Source organism: Neomesorhizobium albiziae, from assembly GCF_900114255.1.
Classification (GTDB): Bacteria; Pseudomonadota; Alphaproteobacteria; order Rhizobiales; family Rhizobiaceae; genus Neomesorhizobium; species Neomesorhizobium albiziae.
In genome coordinates, this window is the sequence record NZ_FOSL01000046.1 from 1 (window position 1) to 18469 (window position 18469).

The 18469-nt window shown below is 60.1% G+C and carries 18 protein-coding genes and 2 pseudogenes; 11 read left to right on the top strand and 9 right to left on the bottom strand.

The window, feature by feature from the left end:
- The 7 genes and pseudogenes from F3H98_RS29085 to F3H98_RS29115 all read right to left on the bottom strand — a co-directional run.
- Positions 1-1637, bottom strand: a pseudogene (locus F3H98_RS29085) (hypothetical protein); the annotation flags it as partial.
- 107 nt (positions 1638-1744) lie between these two features.
- On the bottom strand, positions 1745-3595 hold the full coding sequence (locus tag F3H98_RS29090) for a secretin N-terminal domain-containing protein (protein WP_188130629.1): 1851 nt from the start codon (positions 3593-3595) through the stop codon (positions 1745-1747).
- A 361-nt stretch (positions 3596-3956) separates the two neighbouring features.
- Complete coding sequence (locus F3H98_RS29095) at positions 3957-4490, bottom strand: hypothetical protein (RefSeq protein WP_149764310.1); 534 nt, start codon at positions 4488-4490, stop codon at positions 3957-3959.
- A 43-nt stretch (positions 4491-4533) separates the two neighbouring features.
- A complete protein-coding gene (locus F3H98_RS29100) occupies positions 4534-5442 on the bottom strand; it encodes a hypothetical protein (RefSeq protein WP_149764312.1) in 909 nt (302 codons plus the stop codon).
- 47 nt (positions 5443-5489) lie between these two features.
- Entirely contained in the window at positions 5490-6506 is a 1017-nt protein-coding gene (gene sctE / locus F3H98_RS29105) for a type III secretion system translocon subunit SseC family protein (RefSeq protein WP_149764314.1), read from the bottom strand.
- On the bottom strand, positions 6499-6996 hold the full coding sequence (locus tag F3H98_RS29110; RefSeq protein ID WP_149764316.1) for a SycD/LcrH family type III secretion system chaperone: 498 nt from the start codon (positions 6994-6996) through the stop codon (positions 6499-6501). The genes sctE and F3H98_RS29110 overlap by 8 nt, the downstream gene beginning before the upstream one ends.
- 47 nt (positions 6997-7043) lie before the next feature.
- A complete protein-coding gene (locus F3H98_RS29115; RefSeq protein ID WP_149764318.1) occupies positions 7044-7775 on the bottom strand; it encodes a hypothetical protein in 732 nt (243 codons plus the stop codon).
- 575 nt (positions 7776-8350) lie between these two features.
- Between F3H98_RS29115 and F3H98_RS31420 the strand changes: the two genes are divergently transcribed.
- The 8 genes from F3H98_RS31420 to xopAG all read left to right on the top strand — a co-directional run bounded on the left by F3H98_RS31420 (position 8351) and on the right by xopAG (position 15393).
- Positions 8351-8776, top strand: coding sequence for a hypothetical protein (locus F3H98_RS31420; protein ID WP_188130630.1), 426 nt, complete (start codon positions 8351-8353; stop codon positions 8774-8776).
- Positions 8773-9207, top strand: a complete 435-nt coding sequence (gene sctI, locus F3H98_RS29120) for a type III secretion system inner rod subunit SctI (protein WP_188130631.1) — start codon at positions 8773-8775, stop codon at positions 9205-9207. The genes F3H98_RS31420 and sctI overlap by 4 nt, the downstream gene beginning before the upstream one ends.
- Positions 9204-10046: a type III secretion system inner membrane ring lipoprotein SctJ gene (sctJ, locus tag F3H98_RS29125; protein ID WP_149764322.1), complete on the top strand. Its 843-nt coding sequence runs from the start codon at positions 9204-9206 to the stop codon at positions 10044-10046. Before sctI ends, sctJ begins: the two co-directional genes overlap by 4 nt.
- A complete protein-coding gene (locus F3H98_RS29130; protein ID WP_149764324.1) occupies positions 10036-10707 on the top strand; it encodes a hypothetical protein in 672 nt (223 codons plus the stop codon). The genes sctJ and F3H98_RS29130 overlap by 11 nt, the downstream gene beginning before the upstream one ends.
- Positions 10686-11321, top strand: coding sequence for a FliH/SctL family protein (locus tag F3H98_RS29135; protein ID WP_149764326.1), 636 nt, complete (start codon positions 10686-10688; stop codon positions 11319-11321). The genes F3H98_RS29130 and F3H98_RS29135 overlap by 22 nt, the downstream gene beginning before the upstream one ends.
- A 3-nt stretch (positions 11322-11324) precedes the next feature.
- Positions 11325-12698, top strand: a complete 1374-nt coding sequence (gene sctN, locus F3H98_RS29140) for a type III secretion system ATPase SctN (protein WP_149764328.1) — start codon at positions 11325-11327, stop codon at positions 12696-12698.
- Positions 12695-13258 (top strand): type III secretion system stalk subunit SctO, encoded by a 564-nt coding sequence (sctO, locus tag F3H98_RS29145; protein WP_244621983.1) that lies wholly within the window; start codon positions 12695-12697, stop codon positions 13256-13258. The genes sctN and sctO overlap by 4 nt, the downstream gene beginning before the upstream one ends.
- 665 nt (positions 13259-13923) lie before the next feature.
- Positions 13924-15393 carry a XopAG/AvrGf1 family type III secretion system effector gene (gene xopAG, locus F3H98_RS29150; RefSeq protein ID WP_210249729.1) on the top strand — a complete coding sequence of 490 codons (1470 nt, stop codon included), beginning with the start codon at positions 13924-13926 and terminating at the stop codon, positions 15391-15393.
- On the opposite strand, the pseudogene F3H98_RS29155 reads toward xopAG, so the two are convergent.
- Positions 15390-15879, bottom strand: a pseudogene (locus tag F3H98_RS29155) (transposase); the annotation flags it as partial. The gene xopAG and the pseudogene F3H98_RS29155 sit on opposite strands and share 4 nt — an antisense overlap.
- Here F3H98_RS29155 and F3H98_RS29160 point away from each other — a divergent pair.
- Genes F3H98_RS29160 through F3H98_RS29170 form a run of 3 tightly spaced genes read left to right on the top strand, consistent with a single transcriptional unit; the run spans position 15847 to position 18157 of the window.
- Positions 15847-16431: a site-specific integrase gene (locus F3H98_RS29160; protein WP_244621984.1), complete on the top strand. Its 585-nt coding sequence runs from the start codon at positions 15847-15849 to the stop codon at positions 16429-16431. The pseudogene F3H98_RS29155 and the gene F3H98_RS29160 sit on opposite strands and share 33 nt — an antisense overlap.
- The gene (locus F3H98_RS29165) at positions 16428-17354 is read left to right on the top strand and encodes a tyrosine-type recombinase/integrase (protein ID WP_149764332.1); all 927 of its coding nucleotides are present in this window, start codon (positions 16428-16430) and stop codon (positions 17352-17354) included. Before F3H98_RS29160 ends, F3H98_RS29165 begins: the two co-directional genes overlap by 4 nt.
- On the top strand, positions 17351-18157 hold the full coding sequence (locus tag F3H98_RS29170) for a tyrosine-type recombinase/integrase (RefSeq protein WP_244621982.1): 807 nt from the start codon (positions 17351-17353) through the stop codon (positions 18155-18157). Before F3H98_RS29165 ends, F3H98_RS29170 begins: the two co-directional genes overlap by 4 nt.
- Before the next feature lie 84 nt (positions 18158-18241).
- Here F3H98_RS29170 and F3H98_RS29175 read toward each other — a convergent pair.
- Positions 18242-18469, bottom strand: a 228-nt coding sequence (locus F3H98_RS29175; protein WP_149764334.1) for a tyrosine-type recombinase/integrase, incomplete at its 5' end; no start/stop codon positions are given.

An 18469-nucleotide genomic window follows, 5' to 3' on the forward strand; every position in this document is an offset into this window, starting at 1 on the left:
AGGTTCGCCAGCCCCTGCGAAGTGAAACCGGAGAGCCGCTCGGCGTGGCCGGCGCGACGAAGCACCTCACCAGCGATCGCAACGATAGCCTCGCCGCAGCCCGTCTCGTCAGGCCATTTGCTGAAACCGTTCACCAGGTGCGCCAGTCCCTGCGGAGTGAAATCAGAGAGCTGGTCAGCGCGGCGAAGCACTTCGCCGGCGATCACAGCGATGGCGTGACGTGAGTACTCCTCTTGCGGCCATTTGCTGAAACCGTTCACCAGGTTCGCCAGCTCCTGCGGAGTAAAGTCAAAGAGCCGGACGTCGCGCTTAGCGCGGCCAACGACCTCTCTGGCGATCGCGAGTGTGGCGTGGCGACAGTCCGCCTCTCTCGGCCACTTGCTGAAACCGTTCGCCAGTAATGACAGACCTTGACCGCTCAGCTCATCAAGTATTACGCTTTGATCGTGACAAAATTGGGCGATTGTGATCGTTCCAATACGGCATGTCCTCGACAATGGGTCCCGACCAAATGATGATGCGAAGAGCGAAAGCGCTCTCGGTTCAATCTTCCTCATTAGCGCGAGATCAAGCCGCGATATCCCAGCTGCAACGGCCCTGCAAGCTGCTATTCCAAACTGCCCTCCCGCGGCCCGGCTCACCGCGTTGCATGTAGTGGCGTACCCCCAGGATTTCCCGGCGCGGACATCTTGCTGCCATCTTGGGACAAATTGACGTGAGAACTCGGCAGCGGCCTTTTGCAGGAATGTTGCGTGGTTCGCTTGGCCCCGCAGCTTCTTGTCATGCTCCACCACAGCGCTTGAGAATTTATCGATGTCGCCAGCGAAGCAAATATCGTGTAGAGCGTCATTAAGTTGCATTTCCGAGCGTGCGTAGACGCTCTGCGCGGCTACGACCGCCCGATCGCCGTGCCAATGTTCGCGCCCGAAGCGCGAGGAGCCCTCTTCCCGATCGAGTGCGCCACGATCTTGTCGCTGGGGCTGGCGCATACCTGCTTGCGAGCCTCCCGCCGCCCGATCGCCGCGCCAATGCTCGCCAGCAGAGCGCGAGGAGCCCTCTTCCCGACGCAAACGCAAACCAGGCCGCCCCTCACGTGCGCCAACAGAGGGATCGGGAGACGCGTCGTGCAGGCTATCACCAGCGCACTCCCCAGTGCGGACGGATCCACCCTCTGGATCTTCATGCTCAGAGCGCATCCGCCCCATGAGCGGATTGAACTGCTGGCCGCCTTGTCCAGAGGCAGGATCGCGGGACCCATCATCTGTGTCCTCAGCGTCGCTGGCTCTGACTTGCCAGCCGTACGAGCTGCCAAGTCGACCAATACCCGTCATAGTCCACCCCCGGTGCAAACGAGAATGCAATTGCGCACGGTCATTCCTTCCGAAAATTGCCACGCTTTGGGTATCAACATGTTCGTGATATCTGATGGAAGCCTGACTTGTGGTCAGCCGAACCTTGATTTCGGCGAAATACATGGTCACCAAATCAGTTGCGGCAGTATGGAATGAGCGGCAACCAGACCATTGAAGTAGTCGATGTGCCTGGGGATCGTCGCGCGCATTCTCGTCGAGAGGACGCGGCGGCTTCGCCTCATATAGCGATCTGTTGGCGACGAATTCGTCCTGCTGCTGGTCCACATCATCAGAGCACTCCTCTGCAGCAGAGAGTCGAGGGACCCATTGACAGTCCGCGCCCAATCCAGCAGCCGAGCCAGTGGGAAAAACCACCGCCGGTTCACGTTATATTAGCTGCTCCCAATTCGCTGTCGCCTTGGTAAAGACGGGCGAGGTTGCGGCTGAGCTGACGGCGTTAGCCGGCGGCCCAGGTCGGGGGCTAGCGATTCGAACTTTTCGCGCAGCTCCTCAGTCAGGGCCCTTGCATCGGCGTCACTGTCAACCACCCGAGGGTTAAGCAATATCAAGAGCTCAGTCCGTTCCTTGGCGTATTCCGTGCTGCGAAACAGTCCCCCCAAAAGCGGAATGTCCTTCAGCACAGGAATCCCAGAATTGGCTCGGTTGGTGCTATCTTGCATCAATCCGCCGATAGCGATCGTGTCGCCGCTTCGTGTCGATACGGTACTTTGGAGGCGGCGCACTGAAATCACCGGGGATTGAACATTGGTAAGCGTGTTCCTGTTGCCGGTGCTGACCTCCTGAAACGTGTCGAGTGTTACACTACCACCGGCACCGATTCTGGGCGTAACAGCCAAGATCACCCCTGTGTCGCGCAGTTCGACGTCGCTCACGATCGGTGAGTTCTCGCTTACAACAGATTGCGATGATCGGACCAGGATCGGGACCTGATCGCCAACCTGAATCGTGGCGGTTTGATTGTCGACCGCGAGAATGCGCGGCGCGGATACAACCTTGACGTCCCCCAGCCCGCTCAGCCCATGTAATACAATGTTGACGTCCGTGTCGGGAAACACATAGGATAAACCATTGGGAACTGCGCCCAGGCCCTTGGTCGAGAGAAGATAGTCCACGCCGTAGCGCAGGCCATTACTCAGCCGCACCTCGGCGACGATGGCTTGGATGAGAACCTGTCGAGGCTTGACATCGAGTTGACGGATCGCGGCCTCTACGATCTTGTAGTCGTGCGGTGCTGCGAGTATTACGAGCGCGTTCTGTCCGGGGTCCGCCTGGATCCGCACCGGCGCCGAAAGGCCGAGACGGTTCGCTGACATCACCGTTTCGTCCGCCGGATGCGTTCTCGAGGCGGCCGCATCTGGCACTTCGGCCGGCAAACCTGGCACGTTGACCGGCAGGCTGGATGGATTTGATGCGCCACTTCCCACTGATAGGTTGCCGAACGTTCCCGCGGGCTGTGCACGCGCGACAGCACTGGGTGCCTCAGCGCCAAACGTTTGCGCCAGCACTTGCGCGGCTTCTGAGGCTCGCCGGTACAGCAGTGGCCGCACGTGAATGTATGCCGTCGCCTCCGACGCAGTATCCAGTTTGACGATCGCCTGGCGGATTTGCTTGAGAGCTGCAGGATCTTCTGCCACAACAAGGATACCATTCAGTCGCTCTAGCGCCGCAAATTGGACAGGCCCTCTCCCTTGGCCATTCCGCGTAAACAACAAACTGAGTTCTCGCTCAACGTCCGCCGGGCTCGCTTGAGACAGCGTATACAGCGCGAACGATTTGTGGAGCATGGCGTCGGTGTCAAATAGGCCGACCAGTCCCCGCACAGAACTCACGGATCCCGGCGGCCCACTGACAACAATGCCCCGCCCTCCGGGCGCTGGCGTGAGACGCACACCCTCTTCCAAGTTCGGTCGGATTACCCCGATGACCTCTGCCGGATCGACATACCGAACAGGAATAACTTGAACGTTGCTCTGTATGCCGCCGGCGAGGTCGGCCAAGCGCCCCACCCGAACTCCGTGATCACCCGCAGCCAGTCCATAGCCGTGCAGCGCCAGCGCTTTGTCGAGTAGCCGCGGCACTTCACTCGCGGGGACCTGGCGGGCTGTATTCAGGGTCATCTTCCCTCCAACGCCAGGATCGATGATAACGGGCATGCTCATAACATCGCCTACGATATCCTGCACGACTTGGCGAATGTCGGCACTGATATAGTCGAGGCTCACACGCCTGCTATCCGACACCACCGGCAGCTTCCGTTCCACTGTGGCTGCGACTGGCTGCGCTTGCCGCTGACCCAGGACTTCAAAGCCTCGAGACTGCGGCCCGCGAGTTTCTTGCACAGACGCCGAGCTAGACTGGACGAAGGACGGCGAATTCAGCAAAACGCCGCGCTCGGCAGCCGTACCACTGCCGGAGCACCCCCCTAAAGGTAACAGTAAACAGGGGAGACAAAGCAATGCAGTATTCCTGCCGATAATAGCCATCCGTACAAAACCTACTCGTTCGCCCTTTAGGTGAACCGTCTACAAATCCCGCGCGGGACAGGAGGGATCATCCTGTCCCGTCTTGGTCACAGACTCGCCCTTACCTTATATTGCCGAGGATGCTCTCCTTGGCTTTGCCATCCTTGGCCACCAAGTTGCTCGCGAGTTCAACAGTTTGATTTACCTTGTCCATCAGGGACTGCAGGTGAATCACCGATATCTGCGACTCGCTATTCGCGGTATCGATGCGTGCCTTGAGATTGGAGATGGCGGCATCGAACTCCGACTGAACACCGGCGGCATCTCCCTTGTTCTGCTCGATAGGGATGCCGTTCTCGAGCATCCACTGATGGATGTTCTGGGTGTTGCCCTGCGGGTCCACAAACGTGCCATAATCTTTAATTGCCTTGTCGTCAGCGGGCCGGTTGACGCGCAGCGCGGCCAGAGCGGAGTTCGCGGTTTTCAGCCAATCGTTCCGCTTCTGCATGTCTTCGAATTCGTCTCTGACTTGAACCTCGAGATTATTATACCGCTCTATCTGGAGCAGCAGGGCCAAGGCGCCCAGGCTGCCCCCACCACCGGGGATATTCGACACATTGCGATCAAGTTGATTTTGGAGGTTCACGTTTGACATTCGTCACTGACCTTTCCTGTGCAGATTTAACTTATTCCTGCTCTCATCCCATATTGGCGATCTTGCTCATCGTCTCAGCTTCCGCGCGTCTCACTTCGGAAAGCTTTTCCAGAACATCCTGGATCATCTTTTCATATGCCGATTTGAATTCACTCTCGTCCTCGGCGCGAGAGCGCATCTTGGTGCCCTCCGCTTCCAGCTTTGCCTTTTTCTCCTGCTCGATCGTCGCCCCCATATTGGAGCCGGCACCTCCGAGTTTACCAACCTCGGTTATCCCCGTGGCGACGCTGCTCCAGATCATCGTCGTTTGCTGACCGGCTAGTTGGGCGCTTTGGATACTGGTCGGGTCAACGCCGGGCGACTCGCCAACCCTCTGGGGTGGCTCGGACGCCAGCTTAGTATCCCGCTTGCCCAGGTCGGCCTGTAAACTTGTCTTGTTGAGCGCCGTCGAATCGCCGACCTCCTTCTGGAAACGTGCCTGTGCCTTGCTCGCGCCCTTAAGGTTGACTCCCGCACCCGCTATTGCGAAGGTGGAGGTTAGGACCGTGCCGACCAGCTGACACAGCCCAGAAGCGCGAAGCGCCTTGGCAGCGGCGGACTGCGCCGCGATATCGCAGTCACGCGCAGCCTGCCGGTCCAATCTCGCAGACTCACGGAACTCCAGATTGAGGCTGTGCAGCAACGCGCCAACCGCATATATGTCAACTGAGGCGAGTCGTGCTCCCAGTGCAGCTTCGGCACCGTTGTTTTGGACGATGGTATCTTCGAGTGTTGGCACACCGGCCGATGAGAACTTGCCGGGATCGGCGGGCGTTGACACGACACCGCCGTCCCTCATACTCATGTCATTGGTGGTCGCGGACATAGGCAAGAAGGGCCGATGCCCAATCAAAGCACCCTCCGACAGATGATGGCCGGCAATGCGGCTTGTTTGTACGACAGTGTGTAGCATGATACTCTCCTGACTTTCTGGCAGGTATGGACAGTTATGAGCGCTTGTCAGCCGATATGTCGTATGACAGTCGACGCGGATCGACTCTGCTCCTCGATCGCATCGACAACTCTCTGCGTCATGGTCTTCATGCCGAGGAACAATTCCTGGATGCGCTCAATCTCGTCCTCTTGAAGTTGCGCTAGCTTGGCGAGGAATTTCCTGATGTCCAACGTCTCCGCCTGCGTGTCTGTTGCCTGCTTCTGCTGGACCCCGCTCGCGATCGCCGCCGCGGACTGAGCTACCGAAGCGATGACTTCGCCCGCCCAAGCGGCTGTCGCAAGGCGCTGACTTCCCATAACAATTTTCGCCACCTTATCGCTTTGGCTTGTGATCTTCGTGGCAATGCTCGTCGCCGCGTTCCACCCACCAGACACGGCACCTGCACCTAAGGTGGCGAGTGAACAAGCAAGGACGATGGCAACCGTGATGAACGTAGCCCACCCCATGGCCTGACCCTCCCCCATTCCTTGGTCTTCCCTGAGGCTCTTCGCAATGGCCCGCGCCATCTTATCCATGACGCCCGTCTCGGTCAGGGTTACCACGGTGACGGCCACTGCTGCGGCCGAAAAGGCGAGAACCCCGCCGGTGACCACTGCCGCTACCACCGTCAGCGCGACCGCTATCCATCCAAAGATCCTCTTGGCCTTCGAACTCTTCTTCGCTTCCCTCAACTTCTCCGCCGCGTCGGCAATGTTTCGGGCGATTTTCTCGTTCTGCTGCTTCTGCAGCTCACCCCGGTGCCGTACATCCTCCATGCCCGCAGCAGCCTGGGCGTCGGCAATCTTCATTTGGAGGGCTAGAAACGTCGCGGCCAGCTCCGTCGCATCAAAGGCCCGTGGTGGGGGTAGCGTTGGGACCGCATCCGACGCGGGAGCGCCGTCAGAGATTGGTGGCAGCGCAAGTTCAGCGCCCGACTTGCAAGTACCAACCGAAAAATTGCTGGTTTGAGCGTCGACCTGAGTCATCACCCCGGCTTTAAATGGCGCTCCACCGATCACTTCTCTCATGCTCATGTTATGCATTGCAGCCTTCTCCTTTACTTTCTGCTTCGGGCCTGAGCCGACGCAGCATCAGCGACGCGCGCTGAGCGAACGCTTTATGCTCAGGCTTCCCGCCGCTAAGCGCCAGTACACTCTCAAGCGCGCTCACAGCTGCCGCCGGCTGATCGAGCTTGATGAGACATTTCGCAGCGCGAAGCGGGATCTGCGGGTCCTCGTCGTTCAGCAGCGCAGCCAGTCCATAGGCACGCACGGCATTTGCTGAATCGCCCAACATTTGACTGGCAGCACCGAATCCGAACCAAAATCTCGGGTCGATGTACCGGTGCATGCATAGAAAACGAAAGAAGCTCAGCGCCTCGCCGTATTTACCGGCAGAATAGAAACGATGGCCGAGCGCGTAGACTGCCTCGAGTTCGTCATCCGAGATCCCAATGACAGCCGCCAAATCCGTACGCCCTGCGATGATCTCTTGCGTAAGCCGCGCCAGCCGTCCAGCCTCAGTAGTGTCCATTATCGCCACCTCCCCTTACGAGCCCCTCTAGCTTCTGCATCGCCTCCTCAGACCCTCTGCCGCGTCGGCTTGACGCGCGGCCCAAGCGGCACCTGATTGGACGTGAGTGTTATGATATCGCTCAGAACCGCCTGCCGCTCCCGTGTATAGGCTTGCCGAAAACTCTCGTCTTGAGCCTCAACGAATGCGGAGATGACATCGCCGGTGATTGCGTAGTCGCCCAAGTGCTCAGCTTGTCGACCGAGCTGTTCCCGACCTTCTCGCAAGAAGCTCTCCACCTGCGCGATCGTTTGGCGCGCACTCGCCATCGTGCCATCGAGATCTTTGCTATCCATACGTTCCCTCTTGAGATCGCAGACGTTGCGCCAATGAAGATCGAGGTCAGGGGCGAAGTATTGATCCCTGGCGAGCGGCGACCGCTTGATGCTGCGATGCCGACGGCAGATTCCCCTCCAATGGATGGCCGCATTGCGGAATGACACCATTCGCTCTCTTATGACCGCCCTATCCCAATCGGCATGATCAATATCAGCCCAAAGCAGCAGAGCACCGCCTCGATCGGCACACAGCGCCACCTGGAGGGAATCCCAGTAAAGCAAGTTCTCTCCGAGCAATTCACGGATGTGCACTTCATTGTCCGGCACGTTATTTGTAACAGTGCTGGTTAATCGCACCGATCGGACGCCTGTCGCCTCCAGGACGATCCCAACATCGTCGACTGTGAGCTCAACGCGCTTAACACCTACGGACGAGGCGGAAGAATAATCGGAATGCTTCAACAAGCACTCCAGAGCCACTGACAGGACATGGTCTAGCGATGTTGGCGTCACACCGGCATTTCCCTCTTTTTCCTCAAGGTGGCCACAACAACTTGGCGGCATTTGCGCCTCGGTTCCCCGACTGATGAACTCCTAATAGAGCCACCAATGATTGATCACTAACTGAGGGGAGAAAAAGATTATATCGATATGCATACATCGGCAGGCGCGATGGCCTGAGATGAGGATGACGACATGCTCTCCCGTCCAGCGGGCATATGCGGCAAGTATGGCGGCATATCGCCTTTGTATTTGCGCCTGGCAGGCTATCGAACAAAATTGGCCGGAGCTTACGGCAGCTGCGTGCTTACTAGTCGGCAAAATCCCTTATCGAAGTGGCTGCCGGCGCCGGGATTAGCGGTGTCGGATGTAAGTTAGGATGAAACGAATGCCTGCCATCGCGGATCGGTATGAAGAAGCGGCCGACGGGTTAGGATCGGCGCAATGTTTTCTGTGACCGAGGTCTGTAGCCCGATTGCGTGCGTTAAAAGAATATGAAGCGCGACTCGGCTAGAGAAAGGGAGCCCGACAATACGATGTCTGCTTCGTGTATATCCGTGGCGCCCGGGAGTTCCACCAAGATCGGGGTCGGCTTACGGCGGCATCTCGCCGAAGCGGCATTCCTGGCTTGCGTTTCGAACGACGTGGAGCGGGCCAGACGGATTGCGAAAGGACTTGATGCTATTGCGCCGGGCAGTCGGGAGTCCGTCATCGCTTACGCCGTTGCGGATCTGACGGTAGGCGATATCGAGGCAGCGCTGAAGGCGCTCCGTCCCCTCTCCGATGCCGACGACGCATATGGGATGGCGTTTCAGGCGCTGGCTCTCCATCTTGCCGGACGGCTGAGCGAGCGCGATGCCCTACTCGGACGGGTTCCGGGTGGATATCCCGACGTCGATGGACTGGTCGCCGCATTTGGCAAGAACTCGGTCGGATATGTTGGAGAGAGGGACATCTGGTGAGCGTGAACAGCATCACTCCACGAGCGCTGAAGTTAGTTTTGCCAACGGACACCACGTTCGTGTCGAAAATATCGACTGAATCCGTTGACGCCTTTCATGCCGCATTCGAGCGGCCCGAGTTGTCACCACAGGACGACAGGTCAGCGCCCGGTGCAATCGACCAGTTGACCGAGGTGGCGCGCGGATCTGGCGTCATCCGCACACCGGGAGACGCCATCCTCAACAGCATGGAGAAGCTAAGCGCCAGCTTTACCCAAGCCATGGAAGATGCTCGTAGCACCGCAGAGGGGATGAACCCGGGGGAAATCCACTCAGGTGATTGGCTGAGCGCACAGCTCGCGCTATCAGCTTTGTCCCTGCAGTGCGACATATTGGCCAAGGTGGTCGGTAAGGCCACACAAAGCCTGGATACTTTCCTGAAAAACCAATGATCTACGCTGGTGGACGGGTGACGTTCGTACTGAAGCAGGTGGCGATACTTCTCTTGCTGTTCACGCTGGTGGGCTGCGGATCGAAGATCGAGCTCTACCGCAATCTTCCGGCGCACGAAGCGAACGAAATGCTTGCACTCCTCATGCGTCAAGGCGTCCATGTCGATAAATTGACGGACAACAGCGGCACTGCCTCGTTGGTGGTGGACACTACGGACGTTCCCCGTGCCATGGACCTGTTGAATGGCGCCGGGTTGCCTCACGAACTCTATGCCGATATGGGCAGCCTTTTCAAGAAAGAAGGTATGATCTCATCGCCGACAGAGGAGCGTGTGCGCTACATTTATGGCACCACACAGGAGCTGTCGCGGACCCTGTCTGGCATCGATGGCGTGCTCAGTGCCCGGGTCCATGTGGTCTTGCCCGAAGAGACGAGTGACGATCGGCACCCGTCCTTCCCGTCGAGCGCTGCTGTGCTTGTCCGTTACGCACCCGGCGCTACTGTCGATCAGATCGTACCGAAGATTAAGGAGCTCGTCGCAAACAGCTTGGAGGGCCTGTCCTATGCTAAGGTTTCCGTCGTCCTCGTAGAGGCAAGTCAGGACAGTGCTTTGCTGCGTCCTATCGATAGAGGCGTCCTCACGACAAAAGACAGCGGCGCATCCCATCTAGTGATCGGGCTTGCATGCGGCATAGCGGTATTGCTCACCGGCAATGCCGTCCTGGCGTTCCTCCTATGGCATCGCTTCCGTCAGACATCCGCTTTGACAGCTCATGAGATCAATCCATTCGAACAATTCAGCAGTGATCGCAGCGAGGCCAGCAGCGATGTCGGATGAATGGCTTGATGCACCGTGGGCGAGGGCAGTGATCTGCTGCATTGCCGATCCTGCCGCCGATATCGATTCCACAATGGCGCATAGTTGGCCCGAATGGATGCCGCTGGATATCGCCCAGGCCGACCCGTTCACTCGTGTCAGGCTTGGACGCTGGCTCCTTAGGGAGCAAAGTGAGGAACCGTCTACCATCATTTCGGCGGGCGCCACGCGACGAAGCCGGCTCGCGTTCCTCCCGTCGCCGGATGCCATGCGCCTCATGTGCTTAGCCGGCGCCTGGGTGGGTGCTTGCGGCCTTACCGGACTCCTTCGGACCACCGATATCGCAGCGGTTCGTACCGTCCTCGGGGAAGAAGCCGTCGCATTCGCCCGGCAAGCCGTTCTGCTGCCGCGACCGACTGCCGCACTGATGTCGGGGATCGGTGCTTCTGAAATTCCGTCGGCGCCCACCGCATTGCTTCACTGCGGCGCGGCGATGTTCGGTCTTGCGGTTGGCGGCATCCCGCAAACGCTGCGGGCCCGGCTAGGCTTACGCCGCCCCGCGCCGATCTGGACGACGGCGGTGGACGCCTGTCGTGACGACAATACTGGCGAGGAAGCCTTTTGTGCGATGCGGCGCCTGGTCCGTAAGGCGATGCCCACATGGTCACATTGGTTCAACTGACACCTGGAACCGCCGGCATCCTCGGCCCTGGGCGAATCTTGCCGGCCGGGAGCGCACAGGCGCTGGTGGACGCCGAGCAACTGCTTATGCAGGCACGGCGCGAAGCCGATGCGCTCATCGATGCGGCGCGCGAATCCGCCAGAGCGATCGAGGCGGCGGCCAAAGAGGCTGGCTTGGCCGCGGCGCAAGCGGAAATCCAGGCCCGTCTGACCGCCATCGCCACGGGGTCTCTGCGGATTATGGCGCAAAATGAGGAGCAGATCGTTGACATGGGCCTGCAGATCGCGCGCCGGATCATCGACACAATCGAGCCGGAGGAGGCGGCGGTGCAGATCGCTTTGCGCAGTCTGAAATTCGCGGGCCGCAACGCCGTCGTCCGGCTACGCGTGGCACCGTCACTTCTCGAGGCGGTCCGCAACCGGCTAGACGAGATTTTCCCTACGGCGACATCGCGCGCCGTCGTCGACCTGATTGCCGACGCGCGCGTGAACGATTCCGGGTGCATTCTCGAGACCGATGCAGGTCTGGTCGAAGCCACGATCGAGAGCCAGCTTGCTGCCATCGAAAGCGGCCTGCGTAGAGGCCTAGCAGCCTCTAATGTCCGAAAAGCATAAGTGATGTCCGAGCCAGCAAAACCGCCGAAGGCAGTAGTTATTTCCCCCGCCCACGAGAACATCGATCGTTTCTTCCAGCTCGCAAAAAGAGCAGTTGCGCAGACGTCGACAATGCACGTCCGCGGCCGTGTCCTTCAGATCGTTGGAACGATAATCCGTGCGACGGCGCCGGGAGCCCGCATTGGTGACCTTTGCACTCTCCGCAATCCCGAGAACGATTTCGAATTGTCGGCTGAAGTCGTCGGCGTGCAGTGCGATGTCGCCATCCTGACACCGCTCGGAGAAATGCAGGGCCTCTCCACGCTCACTGAAGTGATCCCAACGGGAAAGCCCCTCATGGTACCGACCGGCTGGAACCTGCTCGGCCGCGTACTCAATGGTTTCGGCCAACCTCTCGACGAATCCACCCATGGGCCCCTGCTTCCCGAAACCCGCGTGCCTGTCTCAAGGGACGCGCCGGATCCCTTAACCCGGCGTATCGTCGACAACGTTCTTCCCGTCGGCATACGGGCGATCGATGGTCTTCTAACGTGCGGTGAGGGACAGCGCATGGGCATCTTTGCCGCTGCGGGCGGCGGTAAGAGTACACTGATCTCAATGCTGGTGCGCGGCGCAGCGGTCGACGTGTCGGTAATAGCGCTGATCGGCGAGCGCGGCCGGGAAGTGCAGGAGTTCATCGAACACAATCTCGGCACAGAAGCGCGATCGAGAGTGGTTCTTGTCGTTGCCAGTTCCGACCGCTCCGCAATGGAGCGGGCCAAGGCGGCCTATGTTGCTACGGCGATCGCCGAATGGTACCGCGACCAGGGAAAGCGTGTCCTGCTTCTCATGGATTCGGTGACCCGTTTCGCACGTGCGCTGAGGGAGATTGGTCTCGCGGCCGGTGAGCCGCCGACCCGGCGTGGTTTCCCGCCATCGGTTTTCGCTTCACTGCCGCGGCTTATGGAACGCGCTGGGAACAACCACCGCGGATCCATAACGGCCTTCTACACCGTGCTCGTGGAGGGCGATGATATGGCCGAACCGGTGGCCGATGAAACCCGTTCCATCCTGGATGGTCATATCGTGCTCTCACGCGCCTTGGCGATGTCGAACCTCTATCCCGCTATCGACATTCTGGCGAGTGTCAGCCGTGTCATGAGCGCTATCGTGTCGTCGGACCATGAGTGGTTGGCGGGCAGGCTGCGGCAGCTGATGGCCAAATACCACGAGGTGGAACTGTTGGTACGTGTCGGCGAGTACAAGGAAGGAGCCGATCCGCTCGCTGATGCAGCGATCGCCAAGATAGACCACATACGAACCTTCTTGCGGCAGTCGACAAAGGAGCAGATCGGCTTCGACGCAATGCTCGATGCGCTTGCCGCGTGCTTGGCATGATCCCCAGCGCCGTACATCGCCTCCTCGAACTGAAGGAACTGCGGCGCCGCCGCACCGAAGATGCACTGCGCCTGCGGCACGCGGCCCTCGACAATGCTGTCGCGGCTATCGAAAACGCCCTGACAGATCTTCGCAGATGGCGGGAACACCGATTCAGTCGGGAAGCCGCGCTATACGATCCGTTAATCGGGCAAGCCGCCGCTCTCATTGATCTCGAGGAGGTGAAAGCGAAGATGATCTCGCTTCGTCAACACGAACAGCTGCTCCAAAACCGCCTCGAAGAGGCTAGGGCAGAAGCCGACCGAGCCCGGCAGGCACGTGAGGAGGCGTACAACCTGGCACGTGAGGCATGGCGCGAGGTTAGCAAATTCGAGGATCTCGTTCGAGCCTTGCGCACCGACGCTAACCTGGAGGAGGAGCGCTCAGCGGATTTGGAATTGGAGGATTTCGCCCAGGGGCGGAACAGTTTGGGCACGGAACAAGATGATAGTCTGTTAACATGTCTTCCCAACATTCTGCTCCGATACCGCCATGGGGTGAAGGATCGGATGAGGCCGTGATCGCCGCATCCACAACGCTCGCCATTTCCGGGGCGGCGGCGGGCCGGAGCATTGGTAAGTACCGGCATCGCGCTCTACGGCCGCACCACGATGGATAACAGACCATCGTTGGGGGTGGCTGGCTCCACGGCAGGCAACAGGCAGGACGTCCTCATCAGTGCAATAGCCAGGGGCAACCACCTGCCTAGCCGTACCGCCCCGAGGTAAGCTTTCCATGCAATCCGGAAGGCGCTGACATTTGTCCAGGCCTCGATAGGCAGGTGGCTAACCAGCTTGCGCTGAAATGCGCGTTCCAGACGGTCATAATCCCAATTCCGGGGCATTTCAGAACGAGTGTTCACCGTCTCCGGCAGATAGCGATCGCTGGTGTCTCAGATGTCAGTCGACGCAACAACGATCGAAGCGTCGGCGGGAGTGGCCGATTTGCAGCAAATGCTGATCGCGGTGGGGAAGTCTCATTACGAATCCTTCTGAGACTCGTCAGCCTCTCGAAAGCACACGCTGCTTTCATGAGAACGCAGACGTCGTGCCCGGAATGGCTATTGAGGCTGCATCTTGGGCATTGATAGAGGAGCGGTGAGATGCGAATTGGGAATAACCACCTTAGCGGCTTTTCGGCGCTAGACCGGCGGCTCGTTGACGGACTGGCGGAGGCCCCGAGTGCAATGACTGCGTTCCACGAAGCGGTTCATTCACTTGCTGTGTATCGTTCCCGGAGTACGGCAAACTCACCTGCGAGGAACCCGGCACAGCCGAAGGGTGGGGATGGAAAGCATGATGGGGGCGCGGCGGGAGGCGGAACGGGCGACGGATCAAACCTTTTCGCGCGCGCGGTGAAGTACGGCCTGTGCCTCGCGGGCGCGGGCTGCGCCTACAATAAGATCGCCAACGACTTTCCCCTTTCCACCACCTCGCTGCATGATGGGAGAAAGGGCTTCACCAGCAACGAACGGCTTAGGACCGCCCAGGCGAAGGCGAGGGAGTACTACACGCGCTATCACGCCGCCAGCCCCGAAGCTCAGCGTTTGAATGGGCGTCCCCTCATTCCAATCCGCGCTTTCGGCGACAACCAGTTCGTAACTATGATCGACTACCGGGCGGCGACCCGCGCGCACGTCGCGCGCTTGGCGGATTCTACCCAGGCGCGCCGGTCACTCATCCTGAATCTAGCCTGCATGAAGGGCCATCTTGTGAAGGACGAGTGCGTGGCCAAGTACAGGCCGCCTCAGGTGCCGAAAGATCCGGACCTGACGAAGAGCCTGCTGTACGATAGAAAGAACAAGTACGCGCTGACGGGTGTACTCAATGAGGATACAGGCGCCTATGGCTACACCTCCAGATCGGCCATTCAGCCTTTCGTGAACAAGGGTGCGCAGCACTTCCGGGATGCCCTTCAGCGCGAGAAGGGCCTAACTTTCAAGCAATGCACCGAGACGCTCGAGGCGCTGCTCGACAAGGATTGCACGCTTAGCGAAGAGGCCCAGTTCGCGGCCGGCCAGACCATCCTAAACTTCAGGCAGGTCTACGCTGCGGAAGCGCACTGGGGAAATGCCGAGAAGGTCGTGATGAAGACCCTCGCCGAGCACGGTTTGCTGTCACTGGCGGAAACCGAGAAGCTGGACGCGACTCTGATGTTCGAGGATCCGCATAAAAACAAGCTGAAGCGCAACACCAGCCTGATGGGGCCGTGGCTGCACAAACTCGACACCCGGCTTCAGGAGATGCGTTCAGCTTACGATCCCGCGGTGGTCGAGGACCTGAACCACCGGGACATCGCAGACATGAAAAACCTACCCATTGCTCACTTCAAATTGAATGAGAAGGGCAACGGATTCGAGGATTGCTCAGGCCTTGGCGACTCATTCACATGCGCCAACTCCGTCGCCTGCATCAACCATGCTCGCTTGATGAGCGGACAGCAACGTCTCTCAAAGGAAGAGGTCATTGTAGTCATATCCTGCCTCAACGCGGTGTACGACGACACGAGCTCGATCCGGCATACGCTCCATGAGGTAGCGCGTGGCTGTTTCGCGGGCGCTGGGTACGCGATCGAAGATGCAGATGCGTTCTACTCAGATGTCTGTCAGAAGGCGGCGGAAGAGTATTATGGTGGCAGGAATCTGCGGCATTCCTAAGAAACACTCAGCCCGGGCGTTGGCGTGGGCTGTAGGGTGTACCCGAGCGACTTTGCCCTTCGTTCGAGATTGGTGAGGACGCGTCGGCGGTAATTCTCCTCGTAATGGGAGGCTCCCGGATCGCCGTATTTCATACCGTGACGCAGCGTATTGTAGAACAAGACGGCGATTTTGCGGGCCGTCGCAGTGACCGCCTTGGCCTTGCCGACACGTGCGGACAGACGCCGAAAGCAATGCGGTCTCAGTGCGCCCGACCGCAACCGCGGCAAGCCGCAGTAGTGCCGCGGCCCGGCTGCCCGATCGTCGGGTTCGTGAGGACAACACCTTGCCGCCGGAGATCTTGTTGCTTGGTGAGAGGCACAGCCAGGAGGTGAAGTGCTTGGCGTTTGGCCAGGCCGAGAGATTGGTCCCGCACTCTCCAACCAATTTCAGCGCCAGATAAGGCCCGAGCCCGTGAATCTGGGTGACGTCGCAGCCGAGCAATCCGATTGCGACCAGGTTCAGCGCCTGCTGACATCCTGCGACCGCGGCACGCCGAACGGCCGCCGCGACTTCGCGGTCCTGACCGCGTTGGTTCGTCTCGGCTTGCGGGCGGGGGAAGTCGCCAAGCTCAAGCTTGACGACTTGGATTGGCGGGCTGGTGAGATCCTCGTACGGGGCAAAGGAAGCTGCATCCAACGCCTTCCCTTGCCGGCCGACGTCGGCGAAGCGGTGGCGGCTTATCTGCGCTACGGCCGTCCCCGGACCGCCCAGGGCCGGACGGTATTTGTGCGCGTCAGGGCGCCCCATAATGCCCTCACAAGCGCTGGCGTCTCGCAAATCGTGGCCGCCGCCGGTCGCCGCGCCGGCCTCGGCCAGATCTACGCCCACCGCCTGCGCCATACGACGGCGTCGGCGATGTTGCGCGCCGGCGCGTCGCTACCGGAGGTCGGACAGGTCCTGCGTCATCGCCGCGCCCTGACAACGGCGATCTATGCCAAGGTTGATCGCGAAGCCCTGCGAAGGATCGCCCGCCCCTGGCCGGGAGAGGTGGCATGAGCGCTCTTCGCCAAGCCCTGGCCGATTACCTGGCCATGCGTCGCGCCCTCGGCTACACGCTTGTTCGGTCCGAGAAGCTTCTTGCCCAGTTCCTCACCTATCTCGAGGCGCAGGGCGAAGAACACCTGACCACCAAGACGGCCCTCGCTTGGGCGATGCTGCCGGCAGGCGCCGATCGAAGCTGGATGTCCGCGCGACTTTCAGTGGTTCGCCGCTTTGCGACCCACCTCCGCGGGATCGAGCCGGCAACCGAGGTGCCGCCGCGTGATCTGCTGCCGGGGCGGTCTTGCCGAGCGACGCCCTACCTCTATTCGCAGGAGGACGTCATCGCCTTGATGACGGCAACCGCGGCCTTGCGCACGCCGCATCGGACAGCGACCTACCGGACCCTGATCGGCTTGCTGGCCGTGACCGGAATGCGGATTGGCGAAGCGATCAGCCTCGACCGCGACGACTTCAGTGCCGTCGGTGGCGTCCTCACCATCCGGCACGGAAAGTTCGGCAAATCCCGCGAGCTGCCGTTACATCCGAGCACTGTTGCAGCCCTCAGCGATTATCTGCGCCGCAGCGATCGACCCCGCCGGCCGCCGAACACGCCCGCCTTGTTCGTCTCGCCGGCGGGCACCAGGCTGCTCTATGTCAACGTTCAAAATACGTTCCAAAAGCTCGTCTGTCGCGTCGGCATCGCCCCGCGCTCGGCGGGTTGCCGACCGCGGCTGCACGACCTGCGGCATGCATTTGCCGTTCGCACGCTTCTTGATGCTTATCGCGACGGCGGCGATCCGGGGGGCCGGCTAGCCCTGCTGTCGACCTATCTCGGCCACGTCGACCCCGGCAAGACGTATTGGTATCTCTCGGCTGCCCCGGAATTGCTGCAACTGGCCGGCGATCGTCTGGAGCGACAGATTGGAGGCGGCGCATGACCACCCTCAGCGCGACCTTGCAGGCGTTCTTCACCGATCGCCTGATCCGGCAACGGCAAGCCAGCCCACATACGCTCGCCGCCTATCGGGACACCCTGCGGCTGATGCTGGTCTTCGCCGCCGCGCGGCATGGCACAGAGCCCTCCGGGCTGGAGATCAATGACCTCGACGCCGCGTGTGTCGGCGACTTCCTCGATCACCTCGAGCGTCATCGGGGTAACAGCGCGCGGACCCGGAATGCGCGGCTTGCCGCAATCCGGTCGTTGTTCCGATTCGCCGCCCTTCGTCACCCCGAGTACGCCGCGACAATCGAACGGGTGCTCGCTATTCCGCCGAAGCGCTTTGAGCGACGGCTTGTGACGTTCCTGACGGAGGAAGAACTCGATGCATTGCTGTCCGCCCCCAAGCGGTCGACCTGGACCGGGCGGCGCGACCACGCCTTGCTTCGGCTCGCCGCCCAAACCGGCCTACGGGCGTCCGAACTGATCGGCCTTCACTGCGCCGATGTCCATCTCGGTTCCGGCGCTCACGTCAGCTGTATGGGAAAGGGACGAAAGCAGCGGATCACACCCATCACCTGCAACATGGCCGCCGTGCTGCGCGTCTGGCTGGCCGAACGTGCCGGGCAACCGGCTGATCCCCTCTTCCCCACACAGACCGGCAGGATGATCAGCCGCGACGCACTCGAGCACCGGCTCGCGAGATGTCGAAATCGCTGCCAGAGACTGTCCATCGCTGGAGCGGAAAAAGGTCACACTGCACATCCTGCGTCACTATCTACCCCGCCCGACTATGTCGGGTAGCTTTAGACCGGAAACTACAAACATCTGAGAAACAAGGAGGTTTCCTGCAGAAACACCCGGGCCACCCGACATAGTCAGCGCGATCTACAGGCTGTTCAAAAACTCCAGCAGATTGTCGTCGGGCCGGAAGCGGGATGACTTACCGGAATATGGGAGCGTCTTTGCCAATGCCGTCTCCTTCATCGCCAACGTCGCCTCGAGATAAATCTGTGTGGTCTCGACCGATTCATGGCCGAGCCATAGGGCGATGACGGCGCGATCGACGCCGGCCTGCAGGAGGTCCATGGCCATCGTGTGTCTCAGACGATGAAC